The sequence below is a fragment of the Pseudomonas sp. NUPR-001 genome (genome assembly GCF_052147955.1).
Classification (GTDB): domain Bacteria; phylum Pseudomonadota; class Gammaproteobacteria; order Pseudomonadales; family Pseudomonadaceae; genus Aquipseudomonas.
On record NZ_CP197353.1, the window covers coordinates 4,396,275 to 4,421,648 of the forward strand.

The window sequence follows — 25,374 nt, forward strand, 5'->3', positions numbered from 1 at the left end:
ATGAGCAACAGCTCGATACTCTCTGTGCGCCATTACAGTGACGCCTTGATTGCCCACAGCCATGCACACCCGCAACTGGTGTTTGGCCTGCGTGGGCAATTGGACTTCGAGCTTGACGGTTGCGGGGCGCGCATCGAACGCCAAGGCCTGATCGTGGTGCCAGGCGGCTCCCACCACACCTGCGCCAGCGTCAGTGGCAGCCAATGCCTGGTGCTTGATGTGCCTGGCGATAGCTGGCTCAGCAACAGCCTCGGTGAACAGGCCTCGGCCAGTCAACGCCTGCTTGAGCGTCGTGGCTCACTGATGCTGAACCACCACCAACAGCAACTGGTCGACTGGTTGGCGGCCGGCCCGGCGGTCGACCCGTTGATGGCGCAGCAAGGTGCCGTGTTGTTATTGGCCAGCCTGAACCGCACATCAGCCCCGGCTGCCGAGCACAAGCAACTGCCCTTTGCCAGTTTCGATGCCTACATCGAGCAAAACGCTGCCTACCCCTTGCAGGTTGCCGACCTGGCCCGTTTGGCTGGGCTGTCCAGCGCTCGCCTGCATGCCCGCTTCAGCGCTGAGGCGTCGATCACGCCGATGGATTACATCCGCCAGCGTCGCTTGCTCAAAGCCCGCCGCCTGCTGCGCGAGACGGCGTTGCCGATCGGCGAGATTGCCGCTCAAGTCGGCTACGCCTCACAAAGCGCTTTCGCTGCCGCCGTACTGCGCACCTTCAACTGCTCGCCCCGGGCGTTGCGGCAAGAGTCTGGCGACAACTGACGCGAGGCGTGCGACAGACACCGGGGCGATGTCCTTTTACACTGCCTGACAATTTCTCGGTGGCAACAACTGTCTTGCACCACCTGTAGGAGCGGGCTTGCCCCGCGATAGCGAAGTAACTGAGCAGACGCGATCGCGGGCCAAGCCCGCTCCTACACAAGGCCGTCAACAAGGATCATCATGAATCACCGCACCGCCCTCGGCGCCCTGCATATCGGCGCACTGTTTTTCGGTCTGACCGGCGTTTTCGGCAAGCTGGCCCAAGCGGCGCCGTCGATCATCGTGTTTGGCCGCGCAGCCTTTGCGGTACTGGCTCTGGGCATCTTCGCCCGCTTCGCACAAAAAGCCTGGCAACCCTTGCACACTCAGGACTGGCGCCGTCTGACGCTGGGCGGCGTGTTACTGGCCGGGCATTGGGTCAGTTTCTTTATTGCGGTGAAAGTCGCGGGGGTAGCGATTGCTACCTTGGGCTTCGCCAGTTTTCCAGCCTTCACGGTCATCCTTGAAGGCCTGCTGTTTCGCGAGCGGGTGCGCAGCAACGAAATCATTCTGGTGGTGCTGGTGAGTATCGGCTTGGTTATGGTCACCCCAGACTTCGACCTGGCCAGCCAGGCCACCGGCGGCCTGCTCTGGTCATTGCTTTCCGGTTTGCTGTTCTCGCTGTTGTCCCTGACCAACCGGGCGTCCAACGGTCGCGTGCCCGCCGTGCAGGCAGCGCTGTGCCAGAACGCGGTAGTCGCGCTCTGCCTGTTGCCGGTTGCGGCCCCTGCGTTATCCGAAGTGCCAGCGCTGGACTGGCTGTGGATCGCCCTGCTCGGAGTATTCTGCACCGGCGTCGCCCACAGCCTGTTCGTCGCCAGCCTGGCGGTGATCAAGGCGCGCACCGCTGCGGTGGTGTTCGCTCTGGAGCCGGTCTACGGCATTGCCCTGGCCTGGCTGATTTTCGCCGAGGCGCCGACCCTGCGCATGCTGTTCGGAGGTGTACTGATCATCCTCGCCATCGTCATCTCCAGCCGCCTGGCCGCCAGCAATCAAAGCACTAAGGCGGCTGCGGCTTGAGGCCGCTGAAGATCACGGGCGGTCGTTGTGGCCCAGGTCACGCTGCGGATCAATCTGGTCACGCACCCGCTGCTTGAGTACTTTGGCTTCAGGGAAGCCGCCATCGGCCTTGCGCTCCCAGATCTGCACGCCATCGCAGGTAATCCGGAAGGCGCCGCCGGTGGCAGGCTCAAGCGATACCCGGGCAAGGTCTTGCCCGAATGTGCTGAGCAGTTCCTGGGCCAGCCAGGCGGCACGCAGCAGCCATTGGCATTGGGTGCAATAGGTGATGACAATTTCGGCTTTGTCGACATTCACAGCGATCAGTCTCCTGACAGGCGGGGATGCTTATACTAGCGGTCTTTAGCCTTTGCTCCGAGAGTGCATGATGCACCGCTTGCTGTTTTGCCTACTGCTGTTGTTCATTTCCTTCCCACTCCTGGCTGCCGAACCACCCCAACCGAAAATCGGCCTGGTGTTGTCTGGCGGTGCGGCCCGTGGCCTTGCCCATATCGGCGTGCTCAAAGCCCTGGAAGAGCAAGGCATCAAGGTCGATGCCATTGCCGGTACCAGCATGGGCGCGGTGGTCGGCGGCTTGTATGCCTCGGGCTACAGCATCGAGGAGCTGGAAAAGCTCGCCTTGGGTATCGACTGGAAGCAGGCCCTTTCCGATGCCCCGCCACGCAAGGACGTACCCTTCAGGCGCAAGCAGGATGACCGCGACTTCCTGGTCAAGCAGAAACTCAGCTTTCGTGACGATGGCAGCCTTGGCTTGCCGCTGGGCGTGATCCAGGGGCAGAACCTGGCGCTGCTGCTGGAAAGCCTGCTGGCCCACACCAGCGACACCCGTGACTTCGACAAGCTGCCCATCCCCTTCCGCGCCGTGGCCACCGATATCGCCAGTGGTGAGAAAGTGGTGTTCAACCGCGGCCACCTGCCGCAAGTCATTCGCGCCAGCATGTCGATTCCGGCGGTATTCGCCCCGGTCGACCTGGATGGCCGGCTGCTGGTCGATGGCGGTATGGTCGACAACATTCCCCTGGACGTTGCCCGCGAAATGGGGGTAGACCTGGCCATCGTCGTTGATATCGGCTCACCACTGCGTGATCGCAAGCAAATGACCACCGTGGTCGATGTGCTCAACCAGTCGATTACCCTGATGACCCGGCGCAACTCCGAGGAGCAACTGGCGCAATTGCATCGCGACGACATCCTCATCCAGCCGCCGATGGCCAGTTTCGGCGTGACCGATTTTGGCCGCGCCCAGGACATGATCGACGCCGGCTACCGTGCGGCCCGCGCCCTGGACGCACGCCTGGCAACACTCAAACGCCCCGACAGTAACGACGCCGAGCTGACGGCTGCGCGCTCACCAAGCCAGCGCACACCCGTCATTACCGCGATCAGGATCGAGAACGACTCGAAAGTCAGTGACGATGTGATCCGTTTCTACATTCGCCAACCCATCGGCGAGCCCCTGGAACTGGGCCGCCTGCAGACCGACATGGGCACCCTCTACGGCCTGGACTATTTCGACCGGGTTCAGTACCGAGTGGTGCACAAGGGCAGCGACAACACCCTGGTGATCAATGCCCGCGGTCGCCGTGGCGGCACCGACTACTTGCGCCTGGGCCTTAATCTGTCGGATGACATGCGCGGTGACAGTGCGTTCAACATAGGTGCCAGCTACCGGGTCAACGGTATCAACCAGCTCGGTGCCGAATGGCTGACCCGCGCCCAGATAGGCGACCAGCAAGAGCTGTACAGCGAGTTCTACCAACCACTGGATGCCGGCTCACGCTACTTCGTCGCCCCGTATATCGACCTTGGCTCACAGAACATCGAGGCCACCCTGGACGACGATCCGATTGCCGAATACCGCCTGGAACGCTACGGCTTCGGCTTGAACCTGGGGCGCCAGATCGGCAACAGCGGCGAAATCCGCTTTGGTGTGGGCCAGGCCTGGGGCAATGCCGAGGTGCGGATTGGCGATCAAGACCTGCCGCATTTCAGCTTCAATGAAGGCTTCTATGAGCTCAAGTATTCGTTCGACACCCTCGACAATGTCTACTTCCCGCACAGCGGTGAGGACATCAGCCTGACCCTGCGCCAGTACGACCCGGACCTTGGCTCTGACCAGCGCTACCGGCAATGGAACTTCAAACTGGACAAGGCGCTGAGCAGCGGCCCCAATACCTGGGTGCTGGGCGGCCAGTACGGTCGCACCATTGATGACGCCGAAGTGGTCACTTCCAGCTTTGTATTGGGTGGCGCGCGGCAGCTGTCTGGCTTTCGTCAGGATTCGGTATCTGGCCAGAACATGAGCCTGATGCGCATGGTCTACTACCGCCGACTGACGCCACGGGCGTACCTGCCACTGGACTTCCCGCTGTACCTGGGTGGGTCATTGGAACGTGGCAGGTTGTGGAACAATGACAACGAATTCGACAGCGGCTACATCAATGCCGCCAGTATTTTCGTTGGCTTTGAAACGCCGCTGGGCCCGTTGAACTTCAGCTATGGTGCCAACAGCGAAAATCAGAAGGCGTTGTACCTGAACCTGGGTCACACCTTCTGAGGCCGGTCAGGACTTTTCCAGGTTTGCCAGGATGCGCGCGTGAACCTTCATGCACACGCGCATGTCCTCTTCGTCAACACCGCTGAATAGCTCGGCGCGCAACGCATTGGCAATGGTTTCGATCTGGTCGATCAGTGGCTTGGCCGGTGGGCACAGGTGAATTTTCTTGGCCCGCCGGTCTTCCAGCACCGCCTGGCGCCGAACCAGGCCCTGAGCTTCCAGGCTGTCGAGCAAACGGGCCAGGGTCGGCCCTTCAACCCCCACACTTTGCGCCAGCTCACGCTGAGTGGGGGCTTCGTCAAATCGGGCCAGATGCAGCAGCACCAGCCAGCGGGCCTGGGAAAGATTGAGCCCGGCCAGGCGGCGGTCCAGTTCGGCGCGCCAGCCTCGTGACATCTGGGCCAGCTGCATTCCGAAACGATGTTGATCGGTCAACGACATAGAGAACTCATCATCAGAACTAATTATTAGTCAGCTAACCATGCTCCTGCGTAACAGGCAAGGCTCAGCAGGGTTGTAGCTGTCTGACAATCGTTTTAAAAGATGACAAAACGCCGCTTACATCTCAAATTCCGCTGCCAACGCCGCCCTTACGCAATACAGCACCCCTTCCGGCACCCGCGCACCAAACTGCTCGGCAACCGCCGATACCGGTGGTAACTCGCCTTCACCGTCGAGGAACGCATCCTGGATTTCTTCGAGCAGATCTTGCGGTAGATCCAGGGCTTGCTCCAGCGACAACTGCTGACGGCCAATGGCTTCGGCCAGCAGGCTGTAAACATTCTTCTCGCTGCAGTTCAGTTGCCCGGCGATCTGCGCCGGGGTCATGCCGGCACGCGCCAGGCTGGTCAGCTCGTGACGCAGGTCGGCCACCTGAGGCGGTGCCTCGGCAGCGCCACCGAGCACTTCGAGGAAGGCCGCGCCGTAGCGTTCCAGCTTGCGCGCACCGACACCACTGACCTGCGCCATTTCGCTGAGGCTGGCGGGCTGGCTGCGGAGCATTTCCAGCAGGGTCGAGTCGGGGAAGATAACGTACGGTGGCACACCATGCTCTTCGGCCAGCTTGCGCCGCAGCGCGCGCAGGGCTTCCCACTGTTCGCGCTCGTCGCCACGCACCAACTGGCTGGCCGGGCTTGCGCCACTGCTGCTGCCTTTGCTGGTGGTCTGCGGCTTGAGGTCACGGCGCAACTCCAGGCTCACCTCACCGCGCAACAAAGGCCGGCAAGTGTCGGACAGGCGCAGGCCACCGTAGCCTTCCAGGTCGATGTCGGCCAGACCACGCGCCACCAACTGGCGGAACAAGGAACGCCATTCGCCCTCGGAGCGGTCTTTGCCAACGCCGTACACCGCGAGTTTTTCATGGCCGAAGTTACGAATTTTTTCGTTGTCGCGGCCCAGCAACACATCCACCAGGTGACCGACACCATAACGCTGGCCGGTGCGGTACACCGCTGACAGGGCCTGGCGTGCAGGTTCGGTGGCATCCCAGGTCTGTACGCCATCGATGCAGTTGTCGCAGTGCCCACACGGCTGCGGCAGTTCTTCGTCGAAGTAGTTGAGCAAGGTCTGACGGCGGCAACGGGTCTCTTCACACAGCGCGAGCATGGCGTCGAGCTTGTGTTGCTCGATGCGCTTGTGACGCTCGTCACCTTCGGAGTTCTGCAGCATCTGCTTGAGCATCACCATGTCTTGCAGCCCGTATGCCATCCAGGCATCAGCTGGCAGGCCATCACGCCCGGCCCGACCGGTTTCCTGGTAGTAGGCTTCCAGCGACTTGGGCAAGTCCAGGTGGGCAACGAAACGTACGTTGGGTTTATCGATACCCATGCCGAAGGCGATGGTGGCGACCATGATCAGGCCTTCCTCGTTGAGGAAGCGGCGCTGGTTCGAGGCTCGGGTCTCGGCAGGCAGGCCCGCGTGGTACGGCAATGCCGGAAAGCCCTGGTCGCACAGGTACGCGGCAACGTCGTCAACCTTCTTGCGCGACAAACAATAGACAATCCCGGCGTTGCCACGCCGATCACCGAGGAACGCCAGCAACTGCTTGCGTGGCTGTTCCTTGGGCACGATACGGTAGAAGATGTTCGGCCGGTCGAAGCTCGACAGGAAGCGCTCGGCATTCTGCAGGTGCAGGCGCGTGACGATCTCTTCACGGGTACGCATGTCCGCAGTGGCGGTCAGGGCGATGCGTGGCACATGGGGAAACAATTCGGCCAACTGCCCCAGTTGCAGATACTCGGGACGGAAGTCATGCCCCCATTGCGAAACGCAGTGGGCCTCGTCGATGGCAAACAGGGCAATGTCCAGGTTGCGCAGAAAATCCAGCATGCGCGGCTGCACCAGACGCTCCGGTGCCAGGTAGAGCATTTTTACCTCGCCACGGCGAATACGCCCGGCCAGGTCACGTTGCTGCTCCGCACTCAGGGTCGAATTCAACGATGCGGCGGCCACCCCCAGTTCGTCGAGGGTTGCCACCTGGTCTTCCATCAGCGCGATCAGCGGCGACACCACCACCGCCAGGCCCGGACGCAACAGTGCCGGCACCTGGAAGCACAGGGATTTACCGCCACCGGTGGGCATCAACACCAGCGCATCGCCACCTTTGGCTACGCATTCGATGATCGCCCCCTGGCGGCCTCGAAAGCTGTCGTAGCCGAAGATGTCCTTGAGGACGCGCTGAGCCTGTTCGAGCATAAAAACTCCATAAATCGCAAAACCATCCTGGCCACAGGCTGGATGAAAACCTTCGCCGCCACAGCTAAAAATGCGTAAGCGGCTTTTACCTGAGCGCCCTGTTGCAGCGCCAAGGTGCAAAAGCCCGGCAGTATACCCGAGCGTCACCTTGCGCAGGGGCCTGCGCGATAGGCGTGATCCTTTGCCTTGCAGGGGCCGCAAGATGCTAGAATTCGATCATCGTTTATTCCCAAGGTAGCCCTGTAATGTCCTTCGCCGAGCAATTGACCCGCCTGCAAGCCTTCCTCGACGCCGATGAGCTGCACGAAGAAGCGCTGGACTACGTTGCCGCCCACGGCTACCTGACCGCTTTGTCGATTGGGACCGAAGCAGTTCCGGAGCGCGAATGGATCGACGCCCTGTTTGCCGAAGAGCCCCGCTACAAGGACGACGCCCAGCGTGAAGAGATCGAAGCCACGCTGATCCAGCTCAAGGCGCACATCGCCCGCCAGCTGGCCAGCGACGAGGAATTCGAGCTGCCGTGCGACCTCGACCTGGGCGACGATCCGGACGATTCCGAACTGCGCGGCTGGTGCATCGGTTTCATGGAAGGCGTGTTCATGCGCGAAGAAGCCTGGTTTGAAACCGCCGAAGAAGAAGTCAGCGAGATGCTCCTGCCGATCATGGTCGGTTCCGGCCTGTTCGACGAACAACCGGAATTCGCCGACATCGCCAGCGACGCCAACCTGATGGACGACATGATCGTGCAGATCCCCGAGGCCCTGACTGCGCTGTACCTGCTGCAGCACGCGCCTGACGAAAAACCTGCACCAGCGTTGCTCAAACCACGCCACCACTGAGTTGGCGTCAGTGCGCTACCTGCTGCTGGCCATCGGCTGGCTCAGTGTTGCGTTGGGAGTGATCGGCATTTTCCTGCCGGTATTGCCGACCACTCCGTTCCTGCTGCTGGCCGCCGCCTGCTTCGCCCGCAGTTCACCGCGCTTTCACCAGTGGCTGGTCAATCATCCGCAGCTGGGGCCGTGGATTCGTGATTACCTCAGTGGTCAGGGCATTCCGCTCAAGGGCAAGGTGTATGCCATTGGTCTGATGTGGTTGAGCATTGGCTTGTCGTGCTACCTGGTGCCGCTGCCATGGGCGCGCGGATTCATGCTGACCAGTGCCGTGCTGGTCAGCATTTACATCCTGCGGCAAAAAACCCTGCGACGGCCCTCCTGAGCCGTCTCCACTGTAGGAGCGGGCTTGCCCCGCGATGCGGTGTGGCTGACCCACCGCAATCGCGGGGCAAGCCCGCTCCTACTTACACCGTGTCCACCTTCAATGAATGATCATTGAGCATGCCGTTGATAATGGTGGCGGTGTCCTGCCCTGCCGCAATCACGCCTCCGGCACCTGCAGTCACGCCGTAATGCTGAGCCAGGTTGACGCCCTCCAGATCAATGATCTGGCTCGGCGCCGCACCCGCCACGGCACTCACTTCGATGGTCGACACCACCCCTGCCCCACTGCCGGTGACTTTGAAGTGCAGATAATCATCCAGTGACGCCGTGGTCGGGTTCTCACCTTGCAACAGTTGCGACAGGTCCAGACGATCCGTGCCCGGGGTGAAATCGGTGACCACATCATGCCCGGTATTACCCTGTTGCCAGAGGAAGGTGTCGGCACCTGTCCCGCCCGTCAAGGTGTTGTTCCCCGGCCCGCCGATCAGCACATCATCACCGCCACCACCCACCAGGGTGTCATTGCCCTTGCCCCCCACCAGCAGGTTGGCAACGCTGTTGCCGGTCAGGCTGTCGTTGTAGTCCGAACCGATCAGGTTTTCGATCGAGCCCAGGGTGTCACTGCCTGCACCCAGGGTATTCTGTGCCCCTGTCAGGTTCAGGTTGACCGTCACGGCACTTGAAGCACTGGCATAGCTGGCGGTGTCGATTCCCGCGCCACCGTCAAGCAGATCATTGCCCAGGCCACCTATCAGCAAGTCGTTGCCATTGCCGCCATGCAAAGTGTCATGGCCGCTACCGCCGACCAGCACATCATTGCCGTCACCACCATTGAGTGTCGTGGCGGTATTGCCGGCCACCAGGACATCGTCGTTGCCGGTTCCGTTGAGGGTATCGCCAGCCTGATAGCTGATGTCCACCGCGCCGGTGCTGCTACCGCCATGTCCATCGCTTACGCTGTAGCTGCCGTTGTGCAGCGGTGTGCTGTCCTGGGCATCTGCGTAGTTGATGCTCATGTTCAACTCGTAGTACTCGGAGCGACCAGTAGTGCTGCCGCTGAGGTTGGTACGGTTGACCAGGTTAATGGTGTAGACCCCGTCATGGCTGGCGGTAAAACTGTCGCCATCGACAATCGTCTGGTAGGCGCCACCGGCATCCTTCCACTGCATCAACAGATTGTCACTGGCCAAGCGGTTGTGATCGAGGGTCAGCTTCTCACCCTGCTTGAGGGTGACGGTGATCAGGTCCTCATCGTTGGCGTTACCGTTGCTGACTGAACCGAGGAAGCCACTAACGATCACCGCCGCAGTCATCGACGCTGCCGGCCCGGTGAACGAACTGCGCGCCACGTTGAGCAATTGGTTGCTGGCATTACCGGCGCTGGTGCCGCTAAAGCCCAGGGTTGGTGCCGTGCTGCCCACTGTGAAGTCGCCACCACGCGCCGCCCAGCCGGTATTGAAGGTTGTTTGCGAAGCGCTCAGTGGATCCTTGTTGGCATCGCTGTCGTTGGCCAGCAAGGCTTCACCTGGCAGGCTGATGCTGTTCGACAGAATGTTGGTGATGACATGGTCGGCACCCGCCACCGGGTCAGCGTTGGAGTACACCTTGACCACCAGCGTGGCGCTGCTGGTGTCGCCGTCATTGTCACTGACCACAAAGCCGATCTGCTCGACCTTGGTGCTGCCGGTGTCTTTGGGCGGTGTGTAGGTAAAGTCTCCCGTGTCCATGTCTACCACAATACTGCCGCCTAGCGCGGTTTTCACGGTGATGCTGTTGGTGGCCGTATCGAAGGTGCCACGATCCGCTGCGCCGCTGGTGGCGTAAGCGCCGGCGCCGCTGTTGCCCTTCGGATCGAAGGTGTACGTGGTGCCATCAATCAGCAACGACTTGATGAAGCCGCCGTCGGCGCCGAAGGTACCGCCACTGATCAGGCTGCCGGTAACCGGCGCGCCCTGCACGGTGCCAGACAACACCGAATTGAGCTGGTTAAGGTCAGTGACGATGTTGGAGTTGGTGTTGGTGTGGGTACTACCGTCATAGGCCAACGGGTTGAGGTTGTCAGCATTGACGCCGTTCCCCAGACCAATGGCATACGACTTGATCCCGTTGGCATCAAGAAATGCCTTCCACGACGCCTCATCCGTTGTATCAATACCTTGCGAAGTGCTGGAAGGCTCGCCGTCCGAGAAGAAGTAGCCGATATTTTGCGCACCGGTGAGCTTGCCACTGGTGGTGAAGGCCGATTTCGCCCCCGCAACCGCCGCGTCGTAGTTGGTACCACCACCTGCACTGAGACCGGCGACAATCGTCTTGGCGTCAGCGACCGACACCCAACTGGTGGTTTTCACCGTTGAGTCGGAACTGAAGGTGACGATTTGCACTTTGACATCGCCCATCTCGTCATATTTGTCGAGCAAGGCGTTGATCGCTTGCTTGGCAAGCCCCAGGCGGCTTAGCCCGGACACACCGGAGCCATCGTTCATGCTGCCGGACACGTCGATGGTCAACAGCAGGTTCGAGTCGATCTGCCCTGGTGTCACCGAGCGCTCAGCGCCCACCGCCGAAGCCACATCATCGACAATATTGACGTCGATGGTGGCCGTCTTGGTGCTGCCATCAGTGTCGGTCACCGTCACCTTGATGGCTTCATTGAGGTTATTGATGCCATTGCCATCGGCATGGCTTTCGCTGTCCTTCAGGGTGTAGGTGTAGCTGACTACTCCGGTGCTCGGGTTGTAGCCGGTAATGGTGATCGAGTTGCCCAGCGGCGTCACACCGGTTTGTGGGACACCGTTGACCACCCCGCCGCTGACCAGGGTAATGCTGCCTACGGTCAGGGTTTGCAGGCCATCAGGCGCCGTCACCGTGAAACTGCCAGAGCGGGTCAACGCCGAAGCATCAGGGCTGCTGCCGTCACTGAGGTTTTTCTCGTAAACCGTCAGCTCACCGCCATTAACGTTCAGGCCGTCGATCGTAACGGGGTGGTCCTGATTGCTGACGTTAAGCGTCAACGTCGCCTTACTGCTGTCACCGTCAGCGTCCTTGAGGGTGTAGGTGAAGGTTTCGACACCGTTGCCACCACCGTGCAGGTTGATGAAATCCGGATCATTGGTGTTCAGGGTGTAGGTGTACGAACCGTCAGCCGCCAGTACCAGAGTGCCGTAAGTGCCTTGGATGGTTTGCGGGGTGATCGGGCCGCTGGTGATGCGGTCGGCGCCCTGCACATCGTTGGTCAGCACGTTGCCGGTCAAAGTCAGCTGATTTTCAGTGGCAGTGATCGGGTTGACGTCGTCCATGGCCTTGGGTACGTCATCAACGATGTTGATGTCCACCGAGGCGGTGGCCGAGCTGCCGTCGGTGTCGATCGCCACCACCTCAATGCTTTCCACGAGGTTGTTGGCGCCATTGCCGCTGGCATGCGCTTCGTTATTGAGCAGCGTGTAGGTGCCGGTCACGATGCCCGTGATCGGGTCGTAGCTATGGATGGTGAAGGTGTTACCCAGCGGCGTCGGTGCATCGATCGGCAAGCCCACGGCGACACCGCCGCTGACGATGCTCACCCCGCCGATGGTCAGGGACTGCAGGCCATCCGGGGCGACCACGGTGAAGGTTCCGCCTTTGGTCAGTGCCCACTGGTCCGGGCTGCTGCCGTCGCTGAGGTTCTTCTCGTAGAAGGTCAGCTCGCCACCGCAAATGTCCAGGCCGTTGATGACCACCGGGTCGTTGATGTTGCTGACGTTGAATTTCAACGACGCGGTGCTGCTATCGCCGTCGGCGTCCTTGAGGGTGTAGGTGAAGGTTTCGACACCGTTGCCACCACCGTGCAGGTTGATGAAATCCGGATCGTTGGTGTTCAGGGTGTAGGTGTACGAGCCGTCAGCCGCCAGTACCAACGTGCCGTAGGTGCCCTGGATGGTTTGTGGGGTGATCGGGCCGCTGGTAATGCGGTCGGCGCCCTGGATATCGTTGGTCAGGACGTTGCCGGTCAGGGTCAGGTGCTGTTCGGTGGCAGTCACCGGGTTGACGTCGTCCATGGCCTTGGGTACGTCATCAACGATGTTGATGTCCACCGAAGCGGTGGCCGAGCTGCCGTCGGTGTCGATCGCCACCACCTCAATGCTTTCCACGAGGTTGTTGGCGCCATTGCCGCTGGCATGCGCTTCGTTATTGAGCAGCGTGTAGGTGCCGGTCACGATGCCCGTGATCGGGTCGTAGCTATGGATGGTGAAGGTGTTACCCAGCGGCGTCGGTGCATCGATCGGCAAGCCCACGGCGACACCGCCGCTGACGATGCTCACGCCGCCGATAGTCAGGGACTGCAGGCCATCCGGGGCGACCACGGTGAAGGTGCCGCCTTTGGTCAGCGCCCACTGGTCCGGGCTGCTGCCGTCGCTGAGGTTCTTCTCGTAGAAGGTCAGCTCGCCACCGCAAATGTCCAGGCCGTTGATCACCACCGGGTCGTTGATGTTGCTGACGTTGAATTTCAACGACGCGGTGCTGCTATCGCCGTCGGCGTCCTTGAGGGTGTAGGTGAAGGTTTCGACACCGTTACCACCACCGTGCAGGTTGATGAAATCCGGATCATTGGTGTTCAGGGTGTAGGTGTACGAACCGTCAGCCGCCAGTACCAGAGTGCCGTAAGTGCCTTGGATGGTTTGCGGGGTGATCGGGCCGCTGGTAATGCGGTCGGCGCCCTGCACATCGTTGGTCAGCACGTTGCCGGTCAAAGTCAGCTGATTTTCAGTGGCAGTGATCGGGTTGAAGTCGTCCATGGCCTTGGGTACGTCATCAACGATGTTGATGTCCACCGAGGCGGTGGCCGAGCTGCCGTCGGTGTCGATCGCCACCACCTCAATGCTTTCCACGAGGTTGTTGGCGCCATTGCCGCTGGCATGCGCTTCGTTATTGAGCAGCGTGTAGGTGCCGGTCACGATGCCCGTGATCGGGTCGTAGCTATGGATGGTGAAGGTGTTACCCAGCGGCGTCGGTGCATCGATCGGCAAGCCCACGGCGACACCGCCGCTGACGATGCTCACGCCGCCGATAGTCAGGGACTGCAGGCCATCCGGGGCGACCACGGTGAAGGTGCCGCCTTTGGTCAGCGCCCACTGGTCCGGGCTGCTGCCGTCGCTGAGGTTCTTCTCGTAGAAGGTCAGCTCGCCACCGCAAATGTCCAGGCCGTTGATCACCACCGGGTCGTTGATGTTGCTGACGTTGAATTTCAACGACGCGGTGCTGCTATCGCCGTCGGCGTCCTTGAGGGTGTAGGTGAAGGTTTCGACACCGTTACCACCACCGTGCAGGTTGATGAAGTCCGGATCGTTGGTGTTCAGGGTGTAGGTGTACGAGCCGTCAGCCGCCAGTACCAGGGTGCCGTAAGTGCCTTGGATGGTTTGCGGGGTGATCGGGCCGCTGGTGATGCGGTCGGCGCCCTGCACATCGTTGGTCAGCACGTTGCCGGTCAAAGTCAGCTGATTTTCAGTGGCAGTGATCGGGTTGAAGTCGTCCATGGCCTTGGGTACGTCATCAACGATGTTGATGTCCACCGAGGCGGTGGCCGAGCTGCCGTCGGTGTCGATCGCCACCACCTCAATGCTTTCCACGAGGTTGTTGGCGCCATTGCCGCTGGCATGCGCTTCGTTATTGAGCAGCGTGTAGGTGCCGGTCACGATGCCCGTGATCGGGTCGTAGCTATGGATGGTGAAGGTGTTACCCAACGGCGTCGGTGCATCGATCGGCAAGCCCACGGCGACGCCGCCGCTGACAATGCTCACACCGCCGATGGTCAGGGACTGCAGGCCATCCGGGGCGACCACGGTGAAGGTGCCGCCCTTGGTCAGTGCCCACTGGTCTGGGCTGCTGCCGTCGCTGAGGTTCTTCTCGTAGAAGGTCAGCTCGCCACCGCAAATGTCCAGGCCGTTGATGACCACCGGGTCGTTGATGTTGCTGACGTTGAATTTCAACGACGCGGTGCTGCTATCGCCGTCGGCGTCCTTGAGGGTGTAGGTGAAGGTTTCGACACCGTTACCACCACCGTGCAGGTTGATGAAGTCCGGGTCGTTGGTGTTCAGGGTGTAGGTGTACGAGCCGTCAGCGGCCAGCACCAAGGTGCCGTAGGTGCCCTGGATGGTTTGTGGGGTGATCGGGCCGCTGGTAATGCGGTCGGCGCCCTGGATGTCGTTGGTCAGGACGTTGCCGGTCAACGTTATCTGCTGCTCGGTAGCGGTGACCGGGTTGGTGTCATCGATGGCTTTGGGTACATCGTCAACGATGTTCACATCGATCGAGCCACTGGCCGTGCTGCCATCCGTGTCGGTGGCCACTACGGTGAAGCTTTCACTCAGGTTGTTGGCGCCATTGCCAGTAGCGTGAGCCTCGTTGTCGAGCAAGGTGTAGGTGTACGTCACCACCCCGGTGCTGGCGTTGTAGCCAGTGATGGTCAGGGTGTTGCCTTCTGGGGTGACCGTCGATTGCGGGAAGCCGACCGCGCTGCCGTTCGACACCACCGTGATGCCACCAACGGTGAGGGTTTGCAAACCATCTGGGGCAGTCACGGTGAAGCTACCGCCTTGGGTCAGCGCACCGGCATTCGGGCTGCTGCCGTCGCCGAGGTTTTTCTCGAAGACCGTCAGTTCACCGCCTTCTACGTTCAGACCATTGAGGGTGACCGGGTCGTTGAGGTTGCTGACGTTCAGCTTCAGGGTCGCGGTGCTGCTGTCACCATCGGCGTCCTTGAGGGTGTAGGTGAAGGTTTCGACACCGTTGCCGCCACCGTGCAGGTTGATGAAATCCGGATCATTGGTGTTCAGGGTGTAGGTGTACGAACCATCAGCCGCCAGTACCAGCGTGCCGTAAGTACCCTGGATGGTTTGCGGGGTGATCGGGCCGCTGGTAATGCGGTCGGCGCCCTGGATGTCGTTGGTCAGGACGTTGCCGGTCAACGTTATCTGCTGCTCGGTAGCGGTGACCGGGTTGGTGTCATCGATGGCTTTGGGTACATCGTCAACGATGTTCACATCGATCGAGCCACTGGCCGTGCTGCCATCCGTGTCGGTGGCCACCACGGTGAAGCTTTCACTCAGGTTGTTGACGCCATTGCCAGTAGCGTGAGCCTCGTTGTCGAGCAAGGTGTAGGTGTACGTCACCACCCCGGTGCTGGCGTTGTAGCCAGTGATGGTCAGGGTGTTGCCTTCTGGGGTGACCGTCGATTGCGGGAAGCCGACCGCGCTGCCGTTCGACACCACCGTGATGCCACCAACGGTGAGGGTTTGCAAACCATCTGGGGCAGTCACGGTGAAGCTGCCACCTTGGGTCAGCGCACCGGCATTCGGGCTGCTGCCATCGCCGAGGTTTTTCTCGAAGACCGTCAGTTCACCGCCTTCTACGTTCAGGCCATTGAGGGTGACCGGGTCGTTGAGGTTGCTGACGTTCAGCTTTAGGGTCGCGGTGCTACTGTCGCCATCGGCGTCCTTGAGGGTGTAGGTGAAGGTTTCGACACCGTTGCCGCCACCGTGCAGGTTTATGAAATCCGGGTCGTTGGTGTTCAGGGTATAGGTGTACGAGCCATCAGCGGCCAACACCAAGGTGCCGTAGGTACCCTGGATGGTTTGTGGGGTGATCGGGCCGCTGGTGATACGGTCAGCACCCTGGGTGTCGTTGGTCAGCACGTTGCCCGTGAGGGTCAGTTGATTCTCGGTGGCCGTCACGAGGTTACTGTCGTCGACCGCAGCAGGCGTGTCGTCAACGATATTCACATCGATCGAGCCACTGGCCGTGCTGCCATCCGTGTCGGTGGCCACTACGGTGAAGCTTTCACTCAGGTTGTTGGCGCCATTGCCACTGGCGTGAGCCTCGTTGTCGAGCAACGTATAGGTGTAAGTCACCACCCCGGTGCTGGCGTTGTAGCCAGTGATGGTCAGGGTATTGCCTTCTGGGGTGACCGTCGATTGCGGGAAACCGACCGCACTGCCGTTCGACACCACGGTGATACCGCCAACAGTCAGGGTTTGCAGACCATCGGGAGCGGTCACGGTGAAGCTGCCACCTTGGGTCAGCGCACCGGCATTCGGGCTGCTGCCGTCGCCGAGGTTTTTCTCGAAGACCGTCAGTTCACCGCCTTCTACGTTCAGACCATTGAGGGTGACCGGGTCGTTGAGGTTGTTGACGTTCAGCTTCAGGGTCGCGGTACTGCTGTCACCATCGGCGTCCTTGAGGGTGTAGGTGAAGGTTTCGACACCGTTGCCACCGCCGTGCAGATTGATGAAATCCGGATCATTGGTGTTCAGGGTGTAGGTGTACGAACCATCAGCCGCCAGTACCAGCGTGCCGTAAGTACCCTGGATGGTTTGCGGGGTGATCGGACCACTAGTGATACGGTCCGCGCCCTGGGTGTCGTTGGTCAGCACGTTGCCGGTGAGGGTCAGTTGATTCTCGGTGGCCGTCACGAGGTTACTGTCGTCGACCGCAGCAGGCGTGTCGTCAACGATATTCACATCGATCGAGCCACTGGCCGTGCTGCCATCCGTGTCGGTGGCCACTACGGTGAAGCTTTCACTCAGGTTGTTGGCGCCATTGCCGCTGGCGTGAGCCTCGTTGTCGAGCAAGGTGTAGGTGTACGTCACCACCCCGGTGCTGGCGTTGTAGCCAGTGATGGTCAGGGTGTTGCCTTGTGGGGTGACCGTCGATTGCGGGAAGCCGACCGCGCTGCCGTTCGACACCACGGTGATACCGCCAACAGTCAGGGTTTGCAGACCATCAGGAGCAGTCACGGTGAAGCTGCCACCTTGGGTCAGCGCACCGGCATTCGGGCTGCTGCCGTCGCCGAGGTTTTTCTCGAAGACCGTCAGTTCACCGCCTTCTACGTTCAGACCATTGAGGGTAACCGGGTCGTTGAGGTTGCTGACGTTCAGCTTCAGGGTCGCGGTACTGCTGTCACCATCGGCGTCCTTGAGGGTGTAGGTGAAGGTTTCGACACCGTTGCCACCGCCGTGCAGATTGATGAAATCCGGATCATTGGTGTTCAGGGTGTAGGTGTACGAACCATCAGCCGCCAGTACCAGCGTGCCATAGGTACCCTGGATGGTTTGTGGGGTGATCGGGCCACTGGTGATGCGGTCGGCGCCCTGCACATCGTTGGTCAGGACGTTGCCGGTCAGGGTCAGCTGGTTTTCAGTGGCGGTGGTGGCGTTGCTGTCGTCAACGGCAGTCGGCGCATCGTCGACAATGTTTACGCCAATGGCGCCACTGGCCGTGCTGCCATCGCTGTCGGTGGCCACCACGGTGAAGTTCTCGCTCACATTACTGGCGCCATGAGCCCCAGTTCCAACAAGCGTGTAGGTGTAACTCACCACCCCGGTGCTGGCGTTGTAGCCAGTGATGGTCAGGGTGTTGCCTTCTGGGGTGACCGCCGATTGCGGAAAGCCGACCGCACTGCCGTTGGACACCACAGTGATGCCAGCAACGGTGAGGGTTTGCAGGCCATCCGGGGCGGTGACAGTGAAGCTGCCGCTCTGGGTCAGGTCGGCGCTGTTCGGGCTGCTGCCAACATCGAGGTTTTTCTCGAAGACCGTCAGCGCGCCGCCTTCGAGATTCAGGCCATTGAGGGTAACCGGGTCGTTGAGGTTGCTGACATTGAGCTTCAAGGTCGCGGTGCTGCTGTCGCCATCGGCGTCCTTGAGGGTGTAGGTGAAGGTTTCGACACCGTTGCCACCGCCGTGCAGGTTGATGAAATCCGGGTCGTTGGTGTTCAGGGTGTAGGTGTACGAGCCATCGGCGGCCAGCACCAGGGTGCCGTAGGTGCCCTGGATGGTTTGCGGGGTGATCGGTCCACTGGCGATGCGGTCGGCGCCCTGGATATCGTTGGTCAGCACATTGCCGGTCAGGGTCAACTGGTTCTCGGTAGCACTCACCGGGTTGCTGTCATCCAGCGCCTTCGGTGCGTCGTCGGTAACGACGATGTTCAATGAACCACTGGCCACATCGCCGTCGGTGTCACTGACCGACACGCTGATGCTTTCACCCAGTCCGCCATTACCGGCCGGATGCGTCTCAGCGCCGGTCAGGGTGTAGCTGTAACTGACCACGCCGGTGGCCGGGTTATACCCGGTTATGGTCAACAGGTTACCCAATGCGGTGGTGATCGACTGCCCCACTCCAGTCACAACGCCAGCGGTGACCACATTGATGCCACCAACATTGAGATTGAACACCCCGTCCGGGGCCAGCACGGTAAAACTTCCGCTTTGGGTCAATGCCGCCGGGTCACTGGCCGAGCCCTGGGCCAGGTTGGCTTCGTTCAGGGTCAAGCCACCGCCTGCCAGATCCAGGCCATCAAGGGTGACGGGGTGATCCACAGGAGGAACTACGGGCGGAATATCGTCGTCATTCGTGATCAGACCGAACTCCCGATCGGCCGGCTCGGCGAAACCATTGAAGCCTGCCGTGGGGAAGCCAATGGTCGGATCGACCCGTCCGGCCACTTCGCTCAGCAACACAAAAGAGTGACCACCACCCAGCGCCCCCGATGACCCGCCACTGCCAGGACCGGCTGCGGTCGGGTCGGCCTCTTGGCTGGGGTCAGCACCGGCAGCGATGGCTTGCTGGAGTTTTTCCACATCGGTGAGCTGCGCCTGGCTGGGTGCCTGGGCTTCAGGTGTATCCACCTGCGGCGCTTGATTGGCCAGTAGCTGCGGCGAGAGCTCCAGACTGCTGTCACGGCCCAAGGTCAATTCGCTGCCATTTTGCAGATGAACGGCAACCGCCCCGACCGCACCGGTCTGCAGCTGCTCGCCAGCAAACAGCCGGTCACCTTCGCTGAGCTGCCGACGTGTGCCGTCATTGGCCACCGCGAAGACCTCGCCGACGACTTTGCTGACAACACCGATTAACTTGGCCATGAGCGCTCTCCTCCGCTGCGGAACGTTTTTTCGCAGAAAAGCGCTGTGAATCTCGCGTGGTCAGCCCGCTGCACCTGCACTGAGCCAACACTCGGAAAGTGCCGCAGGCGTAGGTGGACTTCAATGAAATCAACACCTTCGCCAGGCAGTCACTCAATGAACGTGGAAATCAATCTGGCACTTTGGCATCTGCCAAAAAATTGTCGCCAATGACTGACCTTCCTCCATCCCCTCCGCTACATCCGTGCCCTTTGCCGCAAAAACTTCTGATTATTGTTTGACGCCTGAAAAACGCACCCTCGCGCAGAATTGAGAGGGCGCCTGATATGAACAATGTCTTGCTTTCCTTAGACCGCATAAGTTTTTTTTCGCATAACCCTTATGAAAAATTCTTCTTAGCTCGCCTTATAAATGTTCTTAGCTTTCCTGTTACAAGCCTGAAACGGTTTGCACTTAAATTTGCGTCAACTTTATGACGCCAGCTGCACAAAAAATTAGAAATCAGGGAGTAGTACCCCATGCGCGTTTTGACCCCCATCACCGGCGCAATTCTTTTGGCTATGGCATGTGCCAATGCTCAGGCGATGTCACTTACGGAGGCTGTACAAAGCGCCGTGGACCAACATCCGGAAATCAACGCCAGCCGTAACAGCCGCTTGTCAGCAGATGAAGACGTCAACGTCGCCAAAGGCGGCTGGTACCCACGCGTCGATCTGGTGGCGGGTTACGGCCGGCAGAAGTCAGACAACACCAACACCCGCAGGACCAACCCCGACGGCAGCACCGATCACAACAAGGAAACCCTGAACTACACCCAATCTGACCTGCGCCTGCGGCAGATGCTGTTCGACGGTTTCAACACCCCGAACGAGGTCGGCCGCACCGAAGCGGTGGTCAACTCCCGTGCCTACTTCACCCAGGCCACTGCACAGAGCGTTGCCCTGCGCGCTATCGAGGTGTACCTGGAGGTGCTCAAGCGCCGCGAGCTGGTGACCCTGGCCACCAACAACCTGCAGGCGCACCTGCGCGTCAACGACCAGATCGGCTTGCGCAGCGAGCGTGGCGTCGGCAGCACCGCTGACCTTGACCAGTCCACCGCCCGTCGCGCCCTGGCGGAAAACAACCTGTACACCGCCGAAGTCGACCTGGCCGATGCCGAAGCCAACTTCTACAGCGTAATCGGCCGCGTCCCGGACGAGCTGGAAACCCCGGTCACCATCAAAGGGGAAATGCCCGCCAGCCTACTCGACGCACGTCAGGACATGCTTGAGCACAACCCCTATCTGAAGTCGGCCCAGGCCGACGTACAAGCTGCCGAGCAGCAGTACGAGGTCGCCAAGTCGCCGTTCTATCCACGCCTGGATGCAGTGTTGGCCACCGGTGCCAACAACAACACCGCTGGCCAGGTCGGCCATGACAACAACGACTGGCAAGCCGGTGTCGAACTCAGTTACAACCTGTTCCGCGGCGGCAGCGACAAGGCCCGCCTGCAGTCGGATGCCCACAAGATCAACCAGGCCATGGACATCCGCAACAATGCCTTGCGCACCCTCAACGAGGATCTGGCGCTGTCCTGGAACGCCATGACCAACGCCCGCAAGCAAACCCCGACGGCACGCGAATACGCCGACACCACCACCCGTGTGCGCGCGGCCTATCAGGATCAGTTCGGCCTTGGCCAGCGGACCCTGCTCGACTTGCTCGACAGTGAAAACGAGCTGTACAACGCCAATCGCCGCTACACCGAAGTGCGCTACACCGAGGAATTCTCGATGTACCGGGTGCTGGCCAACATGGGCGAATTGCTCAACAAGCAACGGATCTCACTACCGCCTGAGGCCATCGCCAAGAGCGAAGTGAGAAGCGAGGCGCGTTTGCCCGACATGCGTTAATCCCCCGACTCGCTGCAGGAGTAGGCCATTGTGACCAGCATGCAACCTGCGAGCTCGGCGGCGGATCCGCGCCTGAGTTTCGACGACCCGTTACTCGATGGACTGCTGATTCTGTGCAAGCTGCATGGGTGCACGGTCAGCCGCACCGGCCTGAGTGCCGGGCTGCCGCTGGCCCAGCAACGCCTGGGCCTTGACCTGCTGCCACGGGCCGCTGCCCGCGCCGGTTTGCAGGCGCGGGTGCTGCGCCGGGAACTGGGCGCCATTTCCGCGCTCAACCTTCCGGTGCTGCTGCTGCTCAAGGAGGGCCGCTGCGCGGTGTTGCGCCGCTGGGGCGATGACGGCAGGGCGTTGATCCTGCCGAGCGAAGCCGAAGGCGGCGAACAATGGGTCAGCCGTGAAGAGTTGGCCGAAGCCTACAGTGGCGAGGCGTTGTTCGCCCGCCCCCGGCATGAGCTCGAAGACCTCCGCACGCCGTTGATGCCACGGGTCAACGCCTGGTTTCGCGACACCCTGAAGCTGTCGCGCTGGCTGTACAGCGATGCGGTGTTGGCCAGTTTGCTGATCAACCTGCTCGGTCTGATGGTGCCGTTGTTCGTCATGCAGACCTACGACCGTGTGGTGCCCAACCAGGCCATCTCAACCCTGTGGGTATTGGTCGCCGGCTTGTTGATCGGCACCCTGTTCGAATTGATTCTGCGCGTGGTTCGCGCCCATTTGCTCGATCAGGCCGGGAAGAAAACCGACCTGATCCTCTCTGCCACCTTGTTCGAGCGCATCACCGGCATGTCGATGAAGGCGCGCCCGGCCACCGTCGGCGGCTTTGCGCAAAGCATTCATGACTTCCAGGGCTTGCGTGAGTTTCTCACCGCCGTGACCCTGACCAGCGTCATCGACCTGCCCTTCGTCGCCCTGATGCTGCTGGTGATTGGCCTGCTCGGCGGCTGGCTGGTGATCATTCCGCTGATTGCCTTCCCGCTCACCATCATTTTTGCCCTGTTGATCCAGGTGCGTCTGCGCGACACCGTACAAAAAAGCCTGGCCCTCGGAGCCGTGCGTCAGGCTTTGTTGATCGAAACCCTCGGCGGCCTGGAAACCCTCAAGGCCTGCAGTGCCGAAAGCGAGCGTCAGTACCAGTGGGAAAGCACCCATGGCGCCCTTACCCGGCTCGACGCCCATGCCCGCAACCTGTCGGCGCTGGCCACCAACGGCACCCTGTTCATCCAGCAGTTCTGCGGCATGGCCACCATCGTCGCCGGGGTCTACAGCATCATTGCCGGCAACCTCAGCGTCGGTGCGCTGGTCGCCAGCTACATGCTCGGCAGCCGGGTGCTGGCACCGCTGGGGCAAATCGCCGGGCTGATCACCCGCTACCAACAGGCGCAGCTGACCATGCGCAGCACCGACGCCCTGATGGCATTGCCGCAGGAACGCCAGGCCGGACAGCAACCGCTGGAGCGCACGCAACTGCGCGGCGCCCTGGAAGTCAGCCATGTCACCTTCCGCTATGCCGGGCAGAACGCCGCCGCGCTCAACGCAGTGAACTTCAGCGTCAAACCCGGCGAACGCATCGGCATCATCGGTCGCAGCGGCTCGGGCAAAAGTACCCTGTCGCGTCTATTGATGGGCTTTTACGAGCCGGACGAAGGGCAGATCCTGCTCGACAACCTCGACCTGCGCCAACTCGACATCGCTGACCTGCGCACGCAGATCGGCTACGTTGCCCATGATCTACCGCTACTCGCCGGTAGCCTGCGCGACAACCTCACCCTCGGTGCACGCTATGTCAGTGACGCGCGCATGCTGGAAGTCGCAGAGCTGACCGGCGTCAGCGAACTGGCACGCCAGCATCCGCAAGGTTTTGACCGCCCGGTGGGCGAACGCGGCCAGTTGCTTTCCGGTGGCCAGCGCCAGGCCGTGCTGCTGGCCCGGGCGATGCTACTGGAGCCGCCGATCATGATCCTTGACGAACCCACCAGCCACATGGACAACGCCAGCGAAGATCAGCTGCGCCAACGCCTGCATGGCTGGGTGCAGGGCAAGACCCTGCTGCTGGTGACTCACCGTACCTCGATGCTCAGCCTGGTTGACCGCCTGCTGGTGCTGGACAACGGCAAGGTGGTGGCCGACGGGCCGAAAGAAGCGGTTATCGATGCTCTGCGCAAAGGCCGGGTCGGGTCGGCCATCTAGGGGGTCCAGTCATGTCCATCAGCCAAGGCCTGCGCAGTTACTTCCAGAGTTTCGGCAAAACCGCCGAACACGACTACATGCCGGATCTGGCCGGCGCGACGTTACAGGACTCACCGCGCCTGTCGCGCGTCACCGTGTGGCTGGCAGCGGCGCTGCTGCTGGTCGCGCTGGTGTGGGCCTGGTTTGCCGTGCTCGACGAAGTGACCATGGGCGAAGGCAAGGCCATCCCCTCCAGCAAGGTGCAAGTGATCCAGAACCTGGAAGGCGGCATCGTCACCGAGATTTTTGTCCGTGAAGGGCAAGTGGTGAACAAGGGCGATACCTTGCTGCGCCTGGACGACACCCGCTTTCAGTCCAACAAAGGTGAGAGCGAGGCCGATCGCTATGCCCTCACTGCCCAGGTCGAACGCCTGTCTGCCGAGGCCGAAGGGCGCCCATTCGAGGTGTCGGAAGAGGTACGCAGCAAGGCGCCGCAAGTGGCCGAAGACGAGATGTCGCTGTATCAATCCCGGCAGCGGCGCCTGAGCAGTGAAAAGCAGACGCTCAATGAACAGCTGCGGCAGAAAACCCAGGAGCTGGCCGAGTTCCGCTCCAAGGCCGAACAATACCGCTCAGCCTTGGCCCTGCTGCAGCAGGAACTGAATATGTCGACACCGCTGGTAGGCACCGGAGCCATTTCACCGGTCGAGATCCTGCGCCTCAAGCGCAGCACCGTGGAAGCCCGTGGTTCGCTCAACGCCACCACCCTGGCGATTCCCCGGGCTGAAGCGGCGGTGGCAGAGATCAAAAGCAAAATCGAAGAGTCGGAAGCGGGATTCCGCTCGGAGGCAGCCAAGGAACTCAACGAGAAACGTACCGACCTGTCGAAGATCACCGCTTCAAGCATTGCCATCGATGACCGCGTTTCGCGTACCACGGTGGTCTCGCCCGTGCACGGCATCATCAAATTGCTCAAGGTCAACACCATTGGCGGTGTGGTTCAGCCGGGTAGCGACCTGGTGGAAATCGTACCGCTGGAAGACAACCTGCTGATCGAAGCCAAGGTCCGCCCGCAAGACGTAGCCTTCCTGCACCCGGGGCAGTCGGCGATGGTCAAGTTCAGCGCCTATGACTACACCATCTATGGCGGGCTGAAAGCCAAGCTTGAGCTGATCAGCGCCGACACCGTGACCGACGACAAGGGCAACTCGTTTTACCTGATCCAGGTGCGGACTGATAAAAACCATCTGGGCGGTGACAACAAACCCTTGCTGATCATCCCCGGCATGACTGCCACCGTGGACATCATCACCGGGCACAAAAGCGTGCTGGACTACCTGCTCAAACCGGTGCTCAAAGCGCGGACCGAAGCGATGCGTGAGCGTTGATCGATCGCCTGTGGGAGCGGGCTTGCCCCGCGATTGCGGTTTGTCAGCTACATCGCATCGCGGGGCAAGCCCGCTCCCACAAAGCCTGTAGGTTTACCCGCGAGATCGTCAGCGCAGGTGGTTGCGCTCGAAAGTCTCGCGGCCCATCGCCGCAATCTGCCCCTCGATCAGGGCTTCGAACGGCGTGAGCAAGGCATCGAAACTCAGCGGCGCCTCCAGCACATTCAACGCCTGCACCACCGCCTCCAGCGTCGACAACGCCCCTTCTGCCGGCGCTTTGCGCAAGCGATAACGCGAAGGCAGCACCTGAGCCAGGGTCACCCGTGGCAAGCCGGCCAGCAGTGGATTCACATGCAGCAACTTACTCGCTTTGCGCCACGTACCATCTGGCACCACCAACAACCACGGCCGCTCATCTGCAGCACCACTGTAAGTCATCAGCGGCTGCGCGCCCTCCCCCGGAAACAGCAAGGCACTGCGATACCCTGGCACTTCGATCAACCCAGCCAGATCCTCGAACACTTCACCCACCCGCAGCTCGCAATTACGCAAACCCAACGCCGCCAGTTTTGCGGTGTTGAGGGCGTGACGCACTTCACTGGGATGCTGCAACAGCAGCACGCGGGTACGGCTATCGAGCGAGGGGATCAGCGGGCAAAGGCAATGGGTTTGTGGGCGCAGGCAGCGCTCGCAGTGGATTCTGGACATCGGGTTCTCCTGGGCAGGCAAAGTGTGCCACAG

Annotated in this window: 13 protein-coding genes; 8 read left to right on the forward strand and 5 right to left on the reverse strand. The window is 61.0% G+C overall.

Going from position 1 to position 25,374, the window contains the following annotated elements:
* Positions 1 to 765, forward strand: coding sequence for an AraC family transcriptional regulator (locus ACP6KB_RS20080; protein WP_442109033.1), 765 nt, complete (start codon positions 1 to 3; stop codon positions 763 to 765).
* Positions 766 to 945: 180 nt separating this feature from the next.
* Positions 946 to 1,824: a DMT family transporter gene (locus ACP6KB_RS20085; protein WP_442109034.1), complete on the forward strand. Its 879-nt coding sequence runs from the start codon at positions 946 to 948 to the stop codon at positions 1,822 to 1,824.
* Positions 1,825 to 1,836: 12 nt separating this feature from the next.
* Here the strand turns inward: ACP6KB_RS20085 and ACP6KB_RS20090 are convergent, their stop codons facing one another.
* Positions 1,837 to 2,121, reverse strand: coding sequence for a SelT/SelW/SelH family protein (locus tag ACP6KB_RS20090; RefSeq protein WP_442109035.1), 285 nt, complete (start codon positions 2,119 to 2,121; stop codon positions 1,837 to 1,839).
* A gap of 70 nt (positions 2,122 to 2,191) precedes the next feature.
* Between ACP6KB_RS20090 and ACP6KB_RS20095 the strand changes: the two genes are divergently transcribed.
* Entirely contained in the window at positions 2,192 to 4,381 is a 2,190-nt protein-coding gene (locus ACP6KB_RS20095; protein ID WP_442114348.1) for a patatin-like phospholipase family protein, read from the forward strand.
* 6 nt (positions 4,382 to 4,387) lie between these two features.
* Here ACP6KB_RS20095 and ACP6KB_RS20100 read toward each other — a convergent pair whose 3' ends face one another.
* On the reverse strand, positions 4,388 to 4,822 hold the full coding sequence (locus tag ACP6KB_RS20100) for a MarR family transcriptional regulator (RefSeq protein ID WP_442109036.1): 435 nt from the start codon (positions 4,820 to 4,822) through the stop codon (positions 4,388 to 4,390).
* A 117-nt stretch (positions 4,823 to 4,939) separates the two neighbouring features.
* On the reverse strand, positions 4,940 to 7,075 hold the full coding sequence (gene recQ, locus ACP6KB_RS20105) for a DNA helicase RecQ (protein ID WP_442109037.1): 2,136 nt from the start codon (positions 7,073 to 7,075) through the stop codon (positions 4,940 to 4,942).
* Positions 7,076 to 7,320: 245 nt separating this feature from the next.
* Here recQ and ACP6KB_RS20110 point away from each other — a divergent pair, with 245 nt between their 5' ends.
* Both ACP6KB_RS20110 and ACP6KB_RS20115 read left to right on the forward strand, forming a co-directional pair.
* Complete coding sequence (locus ACP6KB_RS20110) at positions 7,321 to 7,914, forward strand: UPF0149 family protein (RefSeq protein WP_442109038.1); 594 nt, start codon at positions 7,321 to 7,323, stop codon at positions 7,912 to 7,914.
* Between the two features lies 1 nt (position 7,915).
* Positions 7,916 to 8,290: a YbaN family protein gene (locus tag ACP6KB_RS20115; RefSeq protein ID WP_442109039.1), complete on the forward strand. Its 375-nt coding sequence runs from the start codon at positions 7,916 to 7,918 to the stop codon at positions 8,288 to 8,290.
* Positions 8,291 to 8,372: 82 nt separating this feature from the next.
* Here ACP6KB_RS20115 and ACP6KB_RS20120 read toward each other — a convergent pair whose 3' ends face one another.
* A complete protein-coding gene (locus tag ACP6KB_RS20120) occupies positions 8,373 to 19,187 on the reverse strand; it encodes a retention module-containing protein (protein ID WP_442109040.1) in 10,815 nt (3,604 codons plus the stop codon).
* A 518-nt stretch (positions 19,188 to 19,705) separates the two neighbouring features.
* Here ACP6KB_RS20120 and ACP6KB_RS20125 point away from each other — a divergent pair.
* From ACP6KB_RS20125 to ACP6KB_RS20135, 3 genes are read left to right on the forward strand one after another with little or no spacing between them, the layout of a single operon-like run.
* Positions 19,706 to 21,079 (forward strand): TolC family outer membrane protein, encoded by a 1,374-nt coding sequence (locus ACP6KB_RS20125; RefSeq protein WP_442109041.1) that lies wholly within the window; start codon positions 19,706 to 19,708, stop codon positions 21,077 to 21,079.
* Positions 21,080 to 21,118: 39 nt separating this feature from the next.
* Positions 21,119 to 23,266 (forward strand): type I secretion system permease/ATPase, encoded by a 2,148-nt coding sequence (locus tag ACP6KB_RS20130; protein WP_442114349.1) that lies wholly within the window; start codon positions 21,119 to 21,121, stop codon positions 23,264 to 23,266.
* An 11-nt stretch (positions 23,267 to 23,277) separates the two neighbouring features.
* On the forward strand, positions 23,278 to 24,633 hold the full coding sequence (locus ACP6KB_RS20135; protein ID WP_442109042.1) for an HlyD family type I secretion periplasmic adaptor subunit: 1,356 nt from the start codon (positions 23,278 to 23,280) through the stop codon (positions 24,631 to 24,633).
* A 108-nt stretch (positions 24,634 to 24,741) separates the two neighbouring features.
* Here the strand turns inward: ACP6KB_RS20135 and ACP6KB_RS20140 are convergent, their stop codons facing one another.
* A complete protein-coding gene (locus tag ACP6KB_RS20140; RefSeq protein ID WP_442109043.1) occupies positions 24,742 to 25,341 on the reverse strand; it encodes a tRNA-uridine aminocarboxypropyltransferase in 600 nt (199 codons plus the stop codon).
* Positions 25,342 to 25,374: the final 33 nt, after the last annotated feature.

Bases quoted from the DNA above. Each gene is read 5' to 3' on its own strand.
- ACP6KB_RS20135 (WP_442109042.1), top strand. From the start codon at position 23,278: ATGTCCATCAGCCAAGGCCTGCGCAGTTACTTCCAGAGTTTCGGCAAA.
- ACP6KB_RS20130 (WP_442114349.1), top strand. From the start codon at position 21,119: ATGCAACCTGCGAGCTCGGCGGCGGATCCGCGCCTGAGTTTCGACGAC.
- ACP6KB_RS20100 (WP_442109036.1), bottom strand. From the start codon at position 4,822: ATGTCGTTGACCGATCAACATCGTTTCGGAATGCAGCTGGCCCAGATG.
- ACP6KB_RS20095 (WP_442114348.1), top strand. From the start codon at position 2,192: ATGCACCGCTTGCTGTTTTGCCTACTGCTGTTGTTCATTTCCTTCCCA.
- ACP6KB_RS20085 (WP_442109034.1), top strand. From the start codon at position 946: ATGAATCACCGCACCGCCCTCGGCGCCCTGCATATCGGCGCACTGTTT.
- ACP6KB_RS20110 (WP_442109038.1), top strand. From the start codon at position 7,321: ATGTCCTTCGCCGAGCAATTGACCCGCCTGCAAGCCTTCCTCGACGCC.
- ACP6KB_RS20140 (WP_442109043.1), bottom strand. From the start codon at position 25,341: ATGTCCAGAATCCACTGCGAGCGCTGCCTGCGCCCACAAACCCATTGC.
- ACP6KB_RS20120 (WP_442109040.1), bottom strand. From the start codon at position 19,187: ATGGCCAAGTTAATCGGTGTTGTCAGCAAAGTCGTCGGCGAGGTCTTC.
- ACP6KB_RS20125 (WP_442109041.1), top strand. From the start codon at position 19,706: ATGCGCGTTTTGACCCCCATCACCGGCGCAATTCTTTTGGCTATGGCA.
- ACP6KB_RS20080 (WP_442109033.1), top strand. From the start codon at position 1: ATGAGCAACAGCTCGATACTCTCTGTGCGCCATTACAGTGACGCCTTG.
- recQ (WP_442109037.1), bottom strand. From the start codon at position 7,075: ATGCTCGAACAGGCTCAGCGCGTCCTCAAGGACATCTTCGGCTACGAC.